23 protein-coding genes are annotated in these 15437 nt (G+C 37.4%); 20 read left to right on the top strand and 3 right to left on the bottom strand.

Annotation, left to right across the window (positions count from 1 at the left end):
* Position 1: 1 nt before the first annotated feature.
* The 12 genes from MKZ11_RS17130 (at position 2) to MKZ11_RS17075 (ending at position 7690) form a co-directional block, all read left to right on the top strand.
* Positions 2-388 carry a DUF2577 domain-containing protein gene (locus tag MKZ11_RS17130; protein WP_340797038.1) on the top strand — a complete coding sequence of 129 codons (387 nt, stop codon included), beginning with the start codon at positions 2-4 and terminating at the stop codon, positions 386-388.
* On the top strand, positions 351-755 hold the full coding sequence (locus MKZ11_RS17125) for a DUF2634 domain-containing protein (RefSeq protein ID WP_340795572.1): 405 nt from the start codon (positions 351-353) through the stop codon (positions 753-755). The genes MKZ11_RS17130 and MKZ11_RS17125 overlap by 38 nt, the downstream gene beginning before the upstream one ends.
* Complete coding sequence (locus MKZ11_RS17120; RefSeq protein WP_340795571.1) at positions 755-1846, top strand: baseplate J/gp47 family protein; 1092 nt, start codon at positions 755-757, stop codon at positions 1844-1846. Before MKZ11_RS17125 ends, MKZ11_RS17120 begins: the two co-directional genes overlap by 1 nt.
* Complete coding sequence (locus MKZ11_RS17115; RefSeq protein ID WP_340795570.1) at positions 1839-2393, top strand: putative phage tail protein; 555 nt, start codon at positions 1839-1841, stop codon at positions 2391-2393. The genes MKZ11_RS17120 and MKZ11_RS17115 overlap by 8 nt, the downstream gene beginning before the upstream one ends.
* Complete coding sequence (locus MKZ11_RS17110) at positions 2393-4006, top strand: hypothetical protein (protein ID WP_340795569.1); 1614 nt, start codon at positions 2393-2395, stop codon at positions 4004-4006. Before MKZ11_RS17115 ends, MKZ11_RS17110 begins: the two co-directional genes overlap by 1 nt.
* 12 nt (positions 4007-4018) lie before the next feature.
* Complete coding sequence (locus tag MKZ11_RS17105; protein ID WP_340795568.1) at positions 4019-4408, top strand: hypothetical protein; 390 nt, start codon at positions 4019-4021, stop codon at positions 4406-4408.
* Position 4409: 1 nt separating this feature from the next.
* Entirely contained in the window at positions 4410-4553 is a 144-nt protein-coding gene (locus tag MKZ11_RS17100) for a CD1375 family protein (protein WP_340795567.1), read from the top strand.
* Positions 4554-4673: 120 nt separating this feature from the next.
* Entirely contained in the window at positions 4674-4895 is a 222-nt protein-coding gene (locus tag MKZ11_RS17095) for a hypothetical protein (RefSeq protein ID WP_340795566.1), read from the top strand.
* Positions 4896-4958: 63 nt separating this feature from the next.
* The gene (locus tag MKZ11_RS17090; protein ID WP_340795565.1) at positions 4959-5360 is read left to right on the top strand and encodes a hypothetical protein; all 402 of its coding nucleotides are present in this window, start codon (positions 4959-4961) and stop codon (positions 5358-5360) included.
* Between the two features lie 55 nt (positions 5361-5415).
* Complete coding sequence (locus MKZ11_RS17085) at positions 5416-5949, top strand: phage holin family protein (protein WP_340795564.1); 534 nt, start codon at positions 5416-5418, stop codon at positions 5947-5949.
* A 1-nt stretch (position 5950) separates the two neighbouring features.
* Positions 5951-7219 carry an N-acetylmuramoyl-L-alanine amidase gene (locus MKZ11_RS17080; protein WP_340795563.1) on the top strand — a complete coding sequence of 423 codons (1269 nt, stop codon included), beginning with the start codon at positions 5951-5953 and terminating at the stop codon, positions 7217-7219.
* Between the two features lie 150 nt (positions 7220-7369).
* On the top strand, positions 7370-7690 hold the full coding sequence (locus MKZ11_RS17075; RefSeq protein ID WP_340795562.1) for a hypothetical protein: 321 nt from the start codon (positions 7370-7372) through the stop codon (positions 7688-7690).
* A 523-nt stretch (positions 7691-8213) separates the two neighbouring features.
* On the opposite strand, the gene MKZ11_RS17070 is transcribed toward MKZ11_RS17075, so the two are convergent.
* On the bottom strand, positions 8214-9290 hold the full coding sequence (locus MKZ11_RS17070) for a hypothetical protein (RefSeq protein ID WP_340795561.1): 1077 nt from the start codon (positions 9288-9290) through the stop codon (positions 8214-8216).
* A gap of 204 nt (positions 9291-9494) precedes the next feature.
* Between MKZ11_RS17070 and MKZ11_RS17065 the strand changes: the two genes are divergently transcribed.
* From MKZ11_RS17065 to MKZ11_RS17050, 4 genes are all read left to right on the top strand, one after another.
* Positions 9495-9716, top strand: coding sequence for a transcriptional regulator (locus MKZ11_RS17065; RefSeq protein WP_340795560.1), 222 nt, complete (start codon positions 9495-9497; stop codon positions 9714-9716).
* The gene (locus MKZ11_RS17060) at positions 9716-10084 is read left to right on the top strand and encodes a hypothetical protein (RefSeq protein WP_340795559.1); all 369 of its coding nucleotides are present in this window, start codon (positions 9716-9718) and stop codon (positions 10082-10084) included. The genes MKZ11_RS17065 and MKZ11_RS17060 overlap by 1 nt, the downstream gene beginning before the upstream one ends.
* 272 nt (positions 10085-10356) lie before the next feature.
* Positions 10357-11427 (top strand): MBL fold metallo-hydrolase, encoded by a 1071-nt coding sequence (locus MKZ11_RS17055; RefSeq protein ID WP_340795558.1) that lies wholly within the window; start codon positions 10357-10359, stop codon positions 11425-11427.
* Entirely contained in the window at positions 11424-11669 is a 246-nt protein-coding gene (locus MKZ11_RS17050; RefSeq protein ID WP_340795557.1) for a DUF3006 family protein, read from the top strand. Before MKZ11_RS17055 ends, MKZ11_RS17050 begins: the two co-directional genes overlap by 4 nt.
* 789 nt (positions 11670-12458) lie before the next feature.
* Here MKZ11_RS17050 and MKZ11_RS17045 read toward each other — a convergent pair.
* Complete coding sequence (locus tag MKZ11_RS17045; protein WP_340795556.1) at positions 12459-12806, bottom strand: hypothetical protein; 348 nt, start codon at positions 12804-12806, stop codon at positions 12459-12461.
* A gap of 104 nt (positions 12807-12910) precedes the next feature.
* Here MKZ11_RS17045 and MKZ11_RS17040 point away from each other — a divergent pair, with 104 nt between their 5' ends.
* On the top strand, positions 12911-13099 hold the full coding sequence (locus MKZ11_RS17040) for a hypothetical protein (protein ID WP_340795555.1): 189 nt from the start codon (positions 12911-12913) through the stop codon (positions 13097-13099).
* A gap of 19 nt (positions 13100-13118) precedes the next feature.
* Complete coding sequence (locus MKZ11_RS17035) at positions 13119-13283, top strand: hypothetical protein (protein WP_340795554.1); 165 nt, start codon at positions 13119-13121, stop codon at positions 13281-13283.
* Between the two features lie 456 nt (positions 13284-13739).
* Here the strand turns inward: MKZ11_RS17035 and MKZ11_RS17030 are convergent, their stop codons facing one another.
* Positions 13740-14177 (bottom strand): DUF2383 domain-containing protein, encoded by a 438-nt coding sequence (locus tag MKZ11_RS17030; protein ID WP_340795553.1) that lies wholly within the window; start codon positions 14175-14177, stop codon positions 13740-13742.
* 179 nt (positions 14178-14356) lie between these two features.
* Between MKZ11_RS17030 and MKZ11_RS17025 the strand changes: the two genes are divergently transcribed.
* Both MKZ11_RS17025 and MKZ11_RS17020 read left to right on the top strand, forming a co-directional pair.
* The gene (locus MKZ11_RS17025) at positions 14357-14569 is read left to right on the top strand and encodes a hypothetical protein (RefSeq protein WP_340795552.1); all 213 of its coding nucleotides are present in this window, start codon (positions 14357-14359) and stop codon (positions 14567-14569) included.
* A gap of 184 nt (positions 14570-14753) precedes the next feature.
* Positions 14754-15428 carry a hypothetical protein gene (locus MKZ11_RS17020; RefSeq protein ID WP_340795551.1) on the top strand — a complete coding sequence of 225 codons (675 nt, stop codon included), beginning with the start codon at positions 14754-14756 and terminating at the stop codon, positions 15426-15428.
* Positions 15429-15437 lie beyond the last annotated feature (9 nt).

The following is a 15437-nucleotide window of genomic DNA, read 5'->3' as shown; positions in this document are numbered from 1 at the left end:
TATGAATGATATAGTGAAGTCGATAAAAAAATCGAGTGAAGAAACAACGGCAGCAATGGATCCAGTAACGATATGTTTTGGTATCGTGACAAAGGATGAGCCTTTAGAGATTTTGGTTGAGCAGCGTCTGCCATTAAAAGAAGATGATTTAATCTTGACTAGGGCAGTGCTGGACCACGAACTTGATTTAACACCAGGTCGTTTGATTGGCGACGAAAAGTATGAATTCCCCGAAGAGAGTAGGCGGCGCTACAAGGTCCACAACAAACTTGAAATCGACGACCAGGTGACTTTATTGCGTATGCAAGGTGGTCAGAAATATGTCGTGATTGATAAGGAGTGGATCAAAGATGATACCATCAAGCAGCAACGACGGGCTTATTCTTGATTTCGAAGAAGTTATTGAGCCAACTAGAAATTATAAATTAATAGTGGATAAGAATCGCTGTGTAGGCTATACAGATGAACTGGAAGCCATGAAACAAGCGATTTTTTTAATGCTTTCAATCGAGCGATATGAACATATTATTTACAGTTGGAATTATGGTGTGGAGTTAAAAGACTTATTTGGTATGCCTACCTCGTATGTCGCGAGCGAAGTAAAACGCCGGATCCGTGATTGTTTGCTGCAAGATGAACGTATTCTTGAAGTCGATACTTTTGAGGTTTCGACAAAGAAACATAGAGTTCACGTAAAGTATACAGCTCATACGATATTCGGAGATGCTGAGGGAGAAAAGGAGGTGGACTACTAATGGTTAACTCACTGAACTTAGATATAAGCTACGAAGAATTAATGGAACAGAAGCTTGCTGGTATAGATGATTCATTAGATAAGCGAGAAGGAAGCTCGATGGTTTTTAATGCAACTGCAGGTAACAGTGTCGAGACTGTCCAAATGCTTTTCACTTTAAAGAACTTCATCGATGCGGTTTTTGCCGATACAGCACCACGAGAGTATTTAATTCGCCGTGCTGCTGAACGAGGTTTAAAACCACATGAGGCAACATTCGCCAGACGAAAAGGTGTATTTAACATTGATGTACCCATTGGGAGTCGATACAGCTTGGATGACTTAAATTATGAAGTTATTGAACATATTTCATACGGTGAATTCATTCTCCAGTGTGAAACAATGGGGAATATTGGGAATTTATTTTCTGGTCAATTGATACCGATAGACTATATCGACGGATTACAAACAGCTGTATTAACAGATATTTTAGTGCCTGGAGATGATGAAGAGTCTACAGAAGTTTTTAGGGAACGTTACTTTAATAGTTTTGAATCAACTGCTTTTGGAGGCAATCGTGCTGATTACAAAGAGAAAGTAAGAAAGCTCGATGGCATCGGTGGCGTGCGTGTTTATCGTGCTTGGAACGGTGGGGGGACAGTAAAGCTTGCCATTATTAATTCGCAGTTCCAAGTGCCGTCTCAGACGCTCGTTGCGGCTACTCAACAAGCGGTAGATCCGGGTGGTCAACAAGGAGAAGGGGTCGGAATCGCTCCAATCGACCACATAGTAACTGTGGTTGGTGTGAACGAAACCCCGATTGATGTTGCTCTCAACATTACCTATCAATCAGGGTGGACGTGGGTCGATATAAAGGACCGAGCACAAAAGGTCGTTGACGACTATTTTAAAGAGTTGGCAGAGCAATGGGCAAAGGCGGTTACCTACGAAGATGATCATCAGTCTATCGTTGTCCGTGTCTCTCAAATTGAATATCGCTTTTTAGACGTTCCTGGTGTGTTGGATATCGGTAATACGCAGCTTAACGGTAATACATCAAACATCGAATTGGATAAGGAGTCCATACCGAAACGAGGCGTTGTAAGTGGCTAGAGAAGTCGATCTTATAAGCTATTTACCGTCAGTTTTAGAAGAAATTAAAGAGCTCGTTGAAATTGCGAACGTTGAAAATCCTATTATTAATGCACTTTGGAAAGAAATTGAAAACGCTTTGAACAATCAATTTGTCTTAACGGTGAATGAAGATAAAAATGGGGCTACTCGCTATGAGAAGATGTTGGAACTCAAAATTCCTGCTACAGATACAATCGAAACTCGTCGATTTCGTATTTTAACCCGTTATCAAGAACAAGTACCGTATAGTTACAAAGTTTTAAAACAGTTGCTCAATAGTTTGCTGGGTGAAAATCACTATGATCTCGAGCGGAATGTAGCTGAAAAATGGTTGGATGTGAAAATCGAATTAACGGTAAAAGGTCAATTTGATACGGTTCAACTTTTGTTGGAACGAATTACCCCTCAAAATATGTTACTTACAGTGGGGCTACGCTATAACCAACATATCTTTTTCACGAAATATACACATGGTCAAATGCGTTCCTTGACGCATGATCTATTAAGAAGTGAGGTGTTGAATTAATGGCTACAGAAACAATCAATTATAAACTTAAAAAGCCGGCGCAAGAAGATTTTTATAATGTAGATGATTTTAACAACAATGCCGACACAATAGATAATGTGATTTCGGAGCACACCAAAGATTATATTAACCATGTTCCTTATGGTAGTGCTACAGGAGCGAACACTAAAGCAGTTGCATTGAATCCAGTGCCGTCCGATTTAATAGAAGGCCTGGCATTGTCGTTCAAAAATATCATAGCTAACACAGGCGCAGTTACGCTAAATGTAAACGGACTGGGTGCCAAACCTGTCATTAAATCTAACGGGAACGCAATGTCATCCGGAAATTTAAAAGCAGGCAGCATCTACACTGTCCGCTACAGTGGCACGTCTTTTATCTTACAGGGTGAGGGGGGGGAGTACGGAACGGCTATTGCCGCAAATGTGTTGAGTCCTTATACGATTGGAACGGAGAACGGAATTGTAAACGGTACTATCCCAAGTAAATCAGCGCAAACATTTACACCAGGTATCGCCAATCAAACGATAGCATCAGGGCAATATTTGAGTGGCGTACAGACTTTATTGGGGGACGCTGATTTAATTGCTTCTAACATTAAAAGTGGAATAAATGTATTTGGCGTGAATGGTACAGTCATCCCTAAACCAACAAAGGTGCGGTCTTTTGAAGTAAAGTCACCAAAATGGGAAGTGCTTTTAAATAATACGATTACGGGGCTAACAGGAAATATTCTAGAGTACGACATAGATAAAGCCGGGGTATACTGTTTTGTTCTGACAACAACTATACTTGCAAAAGTAACTATTTCGAATGGGTCAATCGTTTGGTCTTATCCAATCGTTCATAGTGGCTCCGGGCAATTTGTAGTTGCGGATGCGGATGGAAGTGTACACACTTACGATAACGGACACCATTTAAAACTAAATTCATCCGGCAGTCTTGTATTTAAGGTATTAACAATGAATGTAAGCATTGGGTTAGCATGGGGAGTAGACCATGACGACACACATATTTATATATCTAACCAAACCGGAATGCGTAAAATCTCGAAACTAGACGGGAGCATAATATGGACTTACACATATACATCCACACCAACAAGTTTTGGTTCTCGTTTAAGCGCTATAAAAATACATGGTGGTTACGTTTTCGGGTTTCAAGCATATGGTTATATTTACCGATTGACTCTAAATGGTACTCTGTCAAAAAAATCATCGTATGGCGGATTCAGAATAGAAACAACGGTCGCAGTAGATAATGAAGGTATTTTCTACTCTTCCGGAGAAGGTGGAGCAATTTACGACATAGATGCGACAGGAATTCAGAGTTTGTCCGGAGATGACTACTCACTTAGCCGAAAGAAAAGCGTTGTGAATGATAAAAACTATAATGTGTATTATGGGGTAGCATCTTATGATTTAATTGGAGAAATCGACACGCATGGTCGTGCAAGATCATCCTCTGTCAATATGCTTAATATAGAACCGACGTACAATGGACAATTGTCCATAAAAGTTGATGATTTAGGGTACATCTATTCATTGAGCGGATTAATGGCTGTGAATGGAATAAAATTATTAAAGTTAGATTGTATTTATACACTACTATAAGGAGGGGAAAACATGATATATGTGAAGTACAACAAGGTTACAGGGAAAGAAGAATTACAACACTATATGCCATTTGATGAACAAAACGGTTTACAAAAAACGAAAGAGGAATTAGAGCAAGAAGGGTTGTTAGTGGAGTCTATCCCAGAACCACTACTACAAGTAGGTAAACAAGCCGTCTTATACGTAAACTTATCGAATAGATCACTATACTATCAATATATTGATTTACCAATAGAGCCCCAGCATTTAGTAGAAAAACTAGAACAATTGGAACAAGAAAAAAATATATTACAACTAGCACTGGCAGAATCGATTGAAAAACAGGAAATAGACAAGTTGAACAATCAAATTGCGCTAGCAGAATTAGTAGAAACATTAACTATAAAAGGAGTGTTGTAAAATGGTAGCATTATATGCAGATTTAGTAGAAATAGGTTTAAGAGTATTGGAGAACCCAGCACAAGGAGAAATCGCAGTACCTGCATTTTTGAGAGAAAATGTTAGACAAGAAATGAAGAGACGTGGAGTTGTTGACGCAGCATAAGCTAGCGTTATTTTTTATGTCCTTTTTCATCTTAAATAATCCACAAATTAATATATGGTATAAAAAATAAGTATTATGAATATATTAATTGTGTAAGTATTTGAGGAAAAGGGTGAGATTATGTCGGAGTTTAGAATTATAGAAATAGCAAATGAAGAAGCTGTAAAAGTCTTTCCGGAATTTGAGGGAATTAACCCTTCTTATATTTGTGTTTTAGCTAAAAAAGCAACTAACGAAGTAATATATCGCTATTCGTTAGACTCAGTTGAATCCGAAACAGAGATTAGAGAACTATTATTTAAGTATCTAAGAGATTTTAGGAAATTAACAAATTTAAGATAATGAACTATAGGACCATTATGTGTCGTAACTGAAAAGAAGGATTCCTTCCTCTTTTGTCGAATGATGGATGATGGAGGGCGTGGTTTGGTGAAAAACAGTCTTGGGTTATTTGAGCGTATATTAGGGATTGCCGGTAGCTTAGCTTCAATACTTGGAGTTTCTGCTTTTTCCGTATTTGCCGTTATCAATGCTTTTAAAGAAAACTCACAAAGTATAGGGATTAAAATACTACTGTCCGGCTTCTCTGTTGTAGCCGTCATTATATTTGGTGTTTTTGTCGCTATGTTTTTAAAGTTTTTATTACAGGCTATCTTTAATTCGGTCACGGTTGATGAAGAAGATGATGACTACGAAAAGTTCGCGGAAGTATTATTTAAAATCTATATTATTGTATGTATAGGTACAATGCTATTAGCCCTAATTGGCCTTCTGATAATAGTATGGAGCTCAAATATAAAATTGTAGGAACGTCCACACCGGGCGTTCTTTTTATTTACTCAAAATTAAGGAGTGAAAAATAATGGGAGGTTTTTATTTGGGTCAGTTGGAAATCGTACACATGTATTTGTTTGGGGGAGTTAAGTTTCTCCACTTTTTATTAATCTTAATGGCGCTTGATATTATCACAGGTATTTTCAAAGCATACAAGAACGAAAATTTGTGGAGTCGAAAAAGTCTGTTCGGCTACGCAAGAAAAATGTTAGTTCTCGTTATGGTTATCATGGCCAACATCATTGATCAAATACTAGGTATGAACGGAGCAGTTACATATGCGACCGTTCTTTTTTATATCGTCAATGAAGCATTATCCATCATGGAAAACATGGCCGAACTAGGGGTACTTGTTCCGGCGGGATTAGCTTCTAAATTAAAAGTCATCGAATCCGGCAATCAATCTTTTTCTGAAGAGCTAAGAGAAGAACTGATTGGTTCGAAAGTAGACCATCAATTAAATGTAGCTAAGATTGATAATCGTATTAGTGCAAAAGTGGATGAATTGATTGATATTCAAAATGAGAAATCGAGCGAAGGCTACACAAAGGATGAGGGTTGAAATGACATTCATCGACCAACTAGCTCCATATGCAATAAAACACGGGAGGGCTCAAGGAGTCCTTCCTTCTTTGATTATTGCGCAGGGGATTTTGGAATCCGCATCCGGGACAAGTGAATTAGCATTGAAAGCTAACAACCTTTTCGGTATTAAATCAAGTAGTGAATGGCCAGGCGATATATACACAAAACGGACTGCTGAGAATAAAAACGATGGCACTGTCTATTATATAGATGCCGATTTCAGGAAGTATCCCACATTCGAAGGGTGCGTCATCGACCTGGTCCAGAAATACACTCATGGAACTGGAAGGGAGACATCTAACCGATATGAGGCAGTATTAAATCAAACTGATTATAAAAAGGCTACTGCTGCAGTCAAAGCGTCCGGCTATGCCACTGATGTTAATTACCCAGAAAAACTTAATAAATTGATTGAGCAATACGATCTTATGAAATATGACAAAGGGGATGGTAACGTGGTTAAAATTTTCATAGACCCCGGGCATGGTGGTAAGGATCCGGGGGCAGTTGGATTGGGGTTGCAAGAAAAGGTTTTAACGCTTAAGATATCGCAGAAAATCCGAGATATCTTGCAAAATGAATACAGTGAGGTAACAGTTAAGATGTCGCGAACATCCGACATCTATTTGACCCTTTCTGAACGCGCAAAGCTTGCAAATGCATGGGGTGCTGAATTGTTGCTATCCATCCATATCAACGCTACACCGTCCGGCTACGGCTACGAGGATTGGATTTATAACGGTTCCGTGAGCGCAATGACTACTAAAGTTCAAAGTGCAATCAATGCTGCAGTTATAAAATCGACTAACTGGCGCAATCGTGGGAAAAAGCGTGGAGATTTAGCGGTTCTACGTGAGTCTAAAATGCCGGCCTTGCTCACGGAGTCAGGATTCATCGATAATCCGGATGATGCCAAGCTGTTAACAGATAATGCATTTCTTGATAAAGTTGCACGTGGCCATGTTAATGGGATTGCCGAGGCATTTGGTTTGAAACGTAAAACAGTCGCCACGGACATACCAGGACCTTCACAAAAGGAGGATGAAGAATTGAAGTTTTCAAGTCCATCTTTAAAAGCGGAAACGGAAGTATCTCTTTCAAGCAAAGCAAGACGGGAAATCATTGTAGCTGCAGCCATTAAGGCGGGGGCTCATGTGTCTTGGAAAGACAAGTTGAAAAATAACACGCTGACAGATGCGGATGTATTAGGGTTAGCGGTTAAGTATACTATCGCGGTTAATAAGTAAGGGTATGATATAATAAAGACGTAAAGGGCATCTAATACACCTAGCAAAAAGCGACTTATCCAGTAATCGGGGACGGGTCGCTTTTTTATTTGTAAAATTAAAGGGTATTTAGTATACATGTCGAACTACTCAGATAAGGGGGGCGAGATGATGAAGAACTTAAAAACCGTAGAACAAGCAAAAAAAGAAATTGAGAAATTACAAGGGTTTGTAGTTTTAGTTGAATCCTTCCATCCTGAGACGCTGGAAGAGCAAATCATCAAGGAGTATGCATACATAGGTAGTGTTGAAAAGGTTGCGAATAAAGTAAATGAATTGGGGTATTCGAATGATGGTCGACCTTTTGAGAAAGAAGATATAACAAATATTATTAAAGGTAAACCTACAAACGATTTGCATAAATTGATTAAGTCAGGATTTTTAAAAAAGACCCGACATACCCGACGTAAAGTTGAAAAATATGGTTGGTAGAAGGCAGGGGTTCATGCATCTGATAAACTAGGAAATAGCACGCTCACAGATGCGGAAGTATAGGGGATAGCGGTTAAGTATACTGTTGCAGTAAATAAGTAAGGCCTAAGTAAAAGGCGACCGCTCACTCCTTCAATCGCTAATAAATAAGTAAACCTATTTATTAAACGAAACAAATAGACAATTATTGTGCTAAAGAATATAATTGAAAGATATACTGAAGTAGGGGATAATGAAATATTGAAGGGAAGGATGAAAAATGGAAATGCATCTGAATCAATTCGGGAAGAAAATTCTCCATGTCGTTTCTATTTGCGGAATGTTTTTGATCATTTTCGGATTTCTAACTTCACTTCAAATGTTTACTATAGGATTGTTTTTCAAGCTAAACTATATTTTGTATGAAGGTATACCAATTTTTCCGGTAATATTCTCTTTAATTTCAATTTTTATTATTTTTAGGTTTTTCAAGATATCCTCATATTATAAATAAAAACAAGAGCTAATTAGCTCTTGTTTTTATTTATTTCGTAATATCCTCATTAACAACTACTTCTTCCATCGGGGTTTCTATCAATCTGTCTAATTCTTTAGGTGTAACCATTTCAAGTTTATCCATTGCTAGTAAAAGCTTTTCTTCAATCTCTTTTATGGTTTTTTCATGTAGTTGTTTTTCAGCCTTATTGCTTGAAGACAATTGCTTGAATTTTAATATTTTCTCTAAAAGTCCTTCTGTTGAAAGTTCCCCTTCTATCTTTTCTTTATTCACATCTACTCTGAATTTTCCACCTACCAACCCCACAATTGCAACTCCTAATAAAATAACTAACAAAAACGCGTCTCCAGAAGAAACAAGTTCAATTAAACCTCGAGATTGTACCCTTAATTTTGCATCAAGATCATTTTTTTTGAAATCAGCAGAATTTGCAGGATTATTTATCAATTCCACCAATTCTAACGGAGCCGTTAACCCATTCAAAAGATCCATAAGTGGTATATCGTTATCTTGATTTACTTTAAGTACAAGGTGAGCTTTATCTCCTTTGTAATAAAAGGTGTGCAGGGTTCTGTCAATGGAATCCGCATAGTCATTAGCGTTACTGATTGTTAAATGTGAACTCATCATTTTATATAGATAAGGATCTAATTCTTTCCGTTCCACTGTTTTCAACCATTTAACACTTCTTCTTTTTTCGTACGTGCATTCTCCTTCGTCAATTTCAGTTTGACTATTCTTTGAAATAAAGACGTCAGAGCTAACTTCCCCAAAACCAATATGTTTTGAATTTTTACTAGGAATCATAATTATGTCGCCAATTTTTATTTCATGGAAAAACCTTTTTATTTGAGAATACGTGTGACCGGGTTGTTTATTTTCTTTATATGTATCAGCAATATTAATGGTTGTATCTTCTTTGTGAACATCAGTAAAGTCGAGCGGATCACTAAATTCATTCCAATTTATCCCGATAAAATCTCCTAGATAAAATTCTTCGAAATACTCTCCTGCATTGGTTCTTACTAGCCAATAATTACGTTTTGGATCGATTTTTACTACAGGTATATTATATTTTTTAATAAAATCTAGTTCATTATTCATTATTTCTCTCCTTAAATTTGAAATTAAATATATCATAACACACTACTAACATTAGATGATTGAATGGTATGAATATATATAAATATTCATTTAATATTTTAATAATTTGATATGTAGGATGCGGATTCGGAAGATGCTGTTTACTTTTATTTACTTGTAATACGAACGCGTATTCTCTATACTGGGGAAAAGGAGGGAACGAGTGTGCGTAATCAATTAATTAAGTCTGCAGAGTATAACGAGTCCTTAGATATGATGTATCTCGCAAAGGACGGAACAATAAGCAAGCGAAGAATCAATGTACTACAAGTAGGCGAGGTATCGTTCCGCGCATACTGTTTTCTACGAAAGTCCAAACGCACCTTCACAATCGATAACGTGCTCGCACTTGTTCCCATCGTACATAAAGAAAGAATGGTGATCTAATGCCGTTAATACCGCAGGATGCACTGCCATATTTCGAGAACATGATTTACTTTCCAATGATAATTCAGATTTTGGAAAAAGACAGAAAGTCCATCGAGAACGGACCATTCAAGCTGAAAGGACCTTATCTGAAACTAATTGACGGAGCACTCGAATTCATACGTATCGAACAAAAGGAAACGAATATCTATTTAAGGCGCCACAGCATGAAGGTTATCAAAGGGAAAAACGAAGGCTCACTTACTCAATACACTTTCATGCATGGGGGATATGAGGACCACAGGCGCTATCTGAATGTGAGGTTGCGCAATCGAACAGAAGAGTTGATATCCGTGTATTTTGCCAAAGCAGAACTTAAAACTAAATGAAATAGGGAAAGGCGATCGCTCAAATTATGAGTGATCGCCTTTTTAATCCGACATCCTGCGACAGTGCCGGATTGCATTAATTCAAAGTTAATATACCGAAGATTTATATTAATGTCAACTTAATAGTTAGAATTTTTTGTTTTATCATCGGGTGAATTGAAATTGGACATAATAAATATTCCAGAACACTAATTATTCATGTAGACTTTCTCAAATCTATCAACTACCATCAAATGTGTAGGCAAATAGAATTATAGGAGGAGTATAATGTAATGAAAAAGTACTTATCGATTATCATGGCGTTTATATTAGCCATCAGTTTATTACCTGCTTCAATTGCAAACGCAGCACCAAAAGAATTAAAGGTGCATTTTCTAGACGTTGGCCAAGGGGATTCAATTTTAATCCAAGCGCCAAACGGTAAAAACATGCTAGTGGATGGTGGGACTAAAGCATACGGTTCAAAAGTAGTTTCATTCCTTAAATCAAAAGGCGTGAAGAAACTAGACTACGTAGTGGCTACACATCCAGATGCGGACCATATCGGTGGATTGATTGCGGTATTAAATGCATTCCCAGTAACGAATTTTGTTGATTCTGGTAACGCACATACGACGCAGACATATGCTGAGATGCTTACTTTAATCGATAAAAAGAATATTAAGTTCATCATCCCAAAAGAGTTGGACAAGCTTGCACTAGATCCAAACATGATTATCCGTGTGCTGCATGCAGATGAAAATGCATCGGATACTAATGACGCTTCAATCGTTCTAAAAGCAACTTATAACAAAGTGTCCTTTTTGCTAATGGGCGATGCAGATACGGCAATCGAAGATAAGATCAAATCAAAGTACGATGTAAAAGCAACCGTGCTTAAAAACGGGCACCACGGATCCGACACCGCTAGTTCAGCTGGATTCATCAGTAATGTTAAACCAGCAGTAGCTATCTTGTCGTACGGCAAAAATAACTCATATGGCCATCCGAACCTTTCAGTAGAAAGTCGATTGAAAAATGTGGGGGCTAAAGTTTATAAAACGCCACTTGATTGCGATATTACAGTCACAACAAACGGCGTTAAACACTCAGTAGCGAGCGCTTGTAAGAATGGCAAAAAGGTGACTGCACCAGTCGCAAAGCCAACGCCGAAACCGACACCGACACCTAAACCAGTTACTAAGCCAGTAGCGAAGCCGAAACCGAAACCAGCTCCATCGGGACGTACAAACTTTAAAAACTGTACAGATTTGCGAACAGTCTATCCAGGCGGAGTTGAAATAGGTCATCCGGCATACCAATCGAAAATGGACCGTGATAAAGATGGGTGGGCATGTGAATGACAAAAGTAAAATACACACTCGATAAAATAGAAGATGGTCAGTATGTTTTCTTGGAGCATCAAAATGAAGAAAACCAATTACTCATTCCTGCAACTGAAATTAATGTTGAGATTGCTGAAGGTAGTATCGTTTTAATCAGTAGTTTAGAATCAGGATATGAATTTGAAGTATTAATGGAAGAAACTCAAGACATGAAAGAAAAAGTAAGCAGCTTGCTTGAAAAGTTGAAAAATAAAAAATGAATACAGAACAGCCACCTACTCTAGTAAGAAGGTGGCTGTTTTTTCGTTATGAGTCGTGCGCCTGTCCGCTTTTTGTGTGTCCCCCAAAATGTCCCCCAACCACCCGAATTCTAAAGATATCTTACGGCTTGCATTTAGTGGCGTAATATAGCCAGTTAGTTCATTGAATGCTGATATTATTATGTTTTCATGAGTTGAGAACATACGTGCGAAACGGTTGGTTAGTATAGCACGATTTAATTCATAGTAGCAACAATGCTTATGCCTCAAGGCTTTTGAGGAGTTTGATTAGAAATGTCCTCCAAGTATTCCAGCAATTCAAAAAGGTGACCGCATCGCTAGGCATATGCTCATTAGATTTCAAATGAGTGCCCATTCACACTTGAAATCATCACAGAAATATTTCATGAATAGCCTGCGATAGTATTTAGCGGAACTTTGGTAAGCGTCCTAGCGATAAAACGGGCATGGAATTGATTATGGTTCGGCTGAAAAATAAGGAATGGGTGACGGATATAAACAGTGTGTGGTGTTATTGTATCGATGGGAGGACGGTTACAAAGTTGTATGAGAAGAGGAAGTTATGTCGACAGTGATTTCATCTCTTACGGGTAGGCATTCATTATTTCAGATTTGATATTCGCATTAGTATTTTATTATATTGGTCGGATGCATGGATGGACGAAGTGGCGGAGTAGACACAAACTACGAACAAAAAGTTATTAAAAGGAGTTTTAAACATAAAAGAGAATCCATTGTAGGATTCCCATAAAAAAAATGTTTACCGTTTTAGGATAATCGCCAAGCCGGAATTAAAGAGTGAAATTGAAAAAAGTAGCTCACTACAACGTGAATTACCGAATACAAGACTAATATTGTTAGATAGGTGAGAAACCAAGTATCAACGGGTTTATTTAAAAACAGGTAAAGCAAAAACATCCCAACTGGAAATGGTATTAATACAATTAGCCATATGGGGGCACCAAGAGCTTCGGTAATCGCGCCTAACGAAACAACGGCAACCCCAATTATGAGAGCTTGCCAAACAGCTATACCATTTCTGATTAGAAGACTACCTAAAAAATAGGAAAAAGCGGTGAGTAAAGTTGCTAAAAGAAAACTAATAAAATAATTCATATTAACCTCCTTAATTGAATTATCTATTTTCTATTGTATCAAAGGATAGTTGGTAAAAAAAGTTCAAATGAACAGTACGTCCATAAGGCGAAGGAGGACAAAAAATGATTATATGTAAAAATTCTGATGATGCAAGACGTTATTTCACTGGAAAAAGTATGACTTATAAGGATGTTTCAGATGGCGATATTGGTGTTTTGTTTATCTTACTTAACAAGCACGTTAAACAAGCCATCAAGGCAGGCGTAATATCTACAAACACTATCAGAATGAGCCGAAAAATAAAAAAGTAAGTACAAAACAAACGGAATTATGAAGGAATGTTATTTCTTTTTGAATAGTTATCGCTTCACTCAACGAGAAGCGATCAGCGTTAATCAAGCCGGCTTTATTGGCTTTGCAGGTTGGGCAGATGCCGGTAACAAATCCCCTTTAATGAGTGCGTTTGTGGAATGTGTAGATACAATTGCCCGCTAGTTCACATTACGTCACAGAATGCGTATAAAAAGCCAATTAGATTTAATCAGCTTTCAGCTTCTTGATTTTTAAGATTTTGTATAAATCAAATAAACCCCTTACTGAGTACGCAGATATTACTAACACTTTAATCAGTGTATTTACTTTGAGAAGGAACAAGTTTATCGACATCAATACAAGGAAGAGAATAATTGTTAGAATTCTGTTAGTTACTTCTGATTTAAATATGGTAGTACACTAACTTTCTAAAATTAATTATATCTAGATTACATATTTAAAATCAATAAGTTTCAAATATTTTGTTAATAATGGAGTTAAGGAACGACCATTAGGCGACAGACAAGAAAAGACCGCTGATTTGAACTCAATCAGCAGTCTTTTCACAGTCACCTTTTGGTATAGCAACAGTTTTTACTAATTTGGCAAGCGACAAACATAGAAGTATTTGGCAGTAAACTAATTAAGCGTATCTGATAAAAGTTTATCTAATAAGTCAACATGTTTTTGGTCGTGCTTCAAAATGCCCTTAACAAGTTCTAAGCTTTCGGGATCTATGTCACCAGTAAGAAGCTCTTTAGATTTTTCAATGCCTCTTTGTTCACCCAGAAGAGCATCTTTCAATATGGGAGCAAGATTTTTAGCTGAACCTTTTATCTTATTAATTAATTCTGCAACACTTCCCATCATGCCTACATCATCAACGGGGATACCACCAAGATTTTGTATTCTCTCGGCGATCACCATTGCATGTTGTTTATGATCTTGTTGAATGTTTTGAAGGGTCTGTTTTATTTCTGAATCATCGATGTGGTGAATGTACTTTTCATAGGCGTGAATGGCCATGAAGTTTCCCTCAAGGAATGTATTCAATTCTTTGATTACACTAGTGTCCATATTAAAACTCCTTAATGATTTTAATTATATGGTTCACTAGTTCAAAAAAATTATACAGGGTAAAAATCAACATGAGTGATTGTGGAGCGGTGCCAATAAGGATAATCCGTATATTCAACAGCAGTTGCGGTATGAATGAATATTTGTTTCGAAGTGATTATTACAAATGGAGGAAGGGCATGTATTATCTTTTCGACGACGAACGGATCAGTTTGAATCCGATATTTAAAGAACGGGAATTGGGCAAGTTTTATGGAATGTGGGAGGACTGGGCAAGTCTTTCCAAGATTGCTAGGGCAATGGGACGTAGGAATTTGAAGATTACCCTGTTGATTGTTGATCGGGCAGAGGCGTGCGCGATTAAGGATAGAGGGACTGGGATATTTGGGTAATAAAAAAGGACAGGTTTCCTCTGCCACTGACGAGGAAAGTATAATACAAGGAGAGGTCCTGGTGAATAAAGGTATTACTTTTAATCGGATGCATTATTGTTAGGAACTTGTATAATGGAACTACCAATGAACTGTGTGGTGGTTATTTCGGAGTTTGTCGCGAAAGTGAAAGAGCTTCCGGAATATGAGGAATATAGGATTGTCACGCATCAGGGGAAAGTTAGACGAATGCGGGGGGAAATTAGAAAATAAAGTTTTATGGATTATTAATGGTTCCCTTCTGTTAACGATCCTTTGTTTAATACTTATTCTATATACAAAAGAATTTCTTAGTTTTCCGTCCATATTTTATGAACCTAGCTTTATTGGGTCTATTACCGGAACTATAATTTCTGGAGCCATAGCGGTAACAATCATGAATAGTCAATTTAAACAAAATATCAAAAACGAAGAAACTGTGAACTTAGATAAAGAGCTAAAAGCAATTCGGGTATTCACTCAAACGATTTTTAACCTGAATAATCACCTTTCTTTTATTTATGTCGTCGGGAAAGCGGAAGAACCTCGCGATGCCCTTTCTATTAAAAGAGAGCGGCTTCTTGCAAAACAAACGAATGAAATGTTGAAGCAAGTAAAGCAGGGTGATTTTAGCCATATTAGCCATGAGTTATATTTGAAAGTGATATACAATTTGATGGCTTATCAAACGCAAATAGAGTTATTTGAAGAGAATCCTCAAAGTTACAAGTATCTTAATTGGCAAGAACAGTTATCAGAACACAGAGATGTTGTTAGGTATGGCACTGAGGAAATGGAGGAATTGGCAATTGAAATTGAGAAGAAATTAAATAAGAGATAGTCCCCCTGG

Origin of the sequence: Sporosarcina sp. FSL K6-1508, from assembly GCF_038007465.1 — a bacterium.
GTDB lineage: Bacteria > Bacillota > Bacilli > Bacillales_A > Planococcaceae > Sporosarcina > Sporosarcina psychrophila_B.
The sequence above is the reverse complement of the archived record's forward strand: the minus strand, read 5'-3'. Positions and strand labels throughout refer to the sequence as shown.

Excerpts from the sequence above, each read along its gene's own strand:
- MKZ11_RS17095 (WP_340795566.1), top strand. The coding sequence starts at position 4,674 with ATGTCGGAGTTTAGAATTATAGAAATAGCAAATGAAGAAGCTGTAAAA.
- MKZ11_RS17105 (WP_340795568.1), top strand. The coding sequence starts at position 4,019 with ATGATATATGTGAAGTACAACAAGGTTACAGGGAAAGAAGAATTACAA.
- MKZ11_RS17060 (WP_340795559.1), top strand. The coding sequence starts at position 9,716 with ATGCCGTTAATACCGCAGGATGCACTGCCATATTTCGAGAACATGATT.
- MKZ11_RS17125 (WP_340795572.1), top strand. The coding sequence starts at position 351 with ATGATACCATCAAGCAGCAACGACGGGCTTATTCTTGATTTCGAAGAA.
- MKZ11_RS17030 (WP_340795553.1), bottom strand. The coding sequence starts at position 14,177 with ATGGACACTAGTGTAATCAAAGAATTGAATACATTCCTTGAGGGAAAC.
- MKZ11_RS17050 (WP_340795557.1), top strand. The coding sequence starts at position 11,424 with ATGACAAAAGTAAAATACACACTCGATAAAATAGAAGATGGTCAGTAT.
- MKZ11_RS17045 (WP_340795556.1), bottom strand. The coding sequence starts at position 12,806 with ATGAATTATTTTATTAGTTTTCTTTTAGCAACTTTACTCACCGCTTTT.
- MKZ11_RS17055 (WP_340795558.1), top strand. The coding sequence starts at position 10,357 with ATGAAAAAGTACTTATCGATTATCATGGCGTTTATATTAGCCATCAGT.
- MKZ11_RS17090 (WP_340795565.1), top strand. The coding sequence starts at position 4,959 with ATGGATGATGGAGGGCGTGGTTTGGTGAAAAACAGTCTTGGGTTATTT.
- MKZ11_RS17085 (WP_340795564.1), top strand. The coding sequence starts at position 5,416 with ATGGGAGGTTTTTATTTGGGTCAGTTGGAAATCGTACACATGTATTTG.
- MKZ11_RS17110 (WP_340795569.1), top strand. The coding sequence starts at position 2,393 with ATGGCTACAGAAACAATCAATTATAAACTTAAAAAGCCGGCGCAAGAA.
- MKZ11_RS17025 (WP_340795552.1), top strand. The coding sequence starts at position 14,357 with ATGTATTATCTTTTCGACGACGAACGGATCAGTTTGAATCCGATATTT.
- MKZ11_RS17020 (WP_340795551.1), top strand. The coding sequence starts at position 14,754 with ATGAGGAATATAGGATTGTCACGCATCAGGGGAAAGTTAGACGAATGC.
- MKZ11_RS17120 (WP_340795571.1), top strand. The coding sequence starts at position 755 with ATGGTTAACTCACTGAACTTAGATATAAGCTACGAAGAATTAATGGAA.
- MKZ11_RS17100 (WP_340795567.1), top strand. The coding sequence starts at position 4,410 with ATGGTAGCATTATATGCAGATTTAGTAGAAATAGGTTTAAGAGTATTG.
- MKZ11_RS17080 (WP_340795563.1), top strand. The coding sequence starts at position 5,951 with ATGACATTCATCGACCAACTAGCTCCATATGCAATAAAACACGGGAGG.
- MKZ11_RS17040 (WP_340795555.1), top strand. The coding sequence starts at position 12,911 with ATGATTATATGTAAAAATTCTGATGATGCAAGACGTTATTTCACTGGA.
- MKZ11_RS17130 (WP_340797038.1), top strand. The coding sequence starts at position 2 with ATGAATGATATAGTGAAGTCGATAAAAAAATCGAGTGAAGAAACAACG.
- MKZ11_RS17075 (WP_340795562.1), top strand. The coding sequence starts at position 7,370 with ATGAAGAACTTAAAAACCGTAGAACAAGCAAAAAAAGAAATTGAGAAA.
- MKZ11_RS17070 (WP_340795561.1), bottom strand. The coding sequence starts at position 9,290 with ATGAATAATGAACTAGATTTTATTAAAAAATATAATATACCTGTAGTA.
- MKZ11_RS17035 (WP_340795554.1), top strand. The coding sequence starts at position 13,119 with ATGAAGGAATGTTATTTCTTTTTGAATAGTTATCGCTTCACTCAACGA.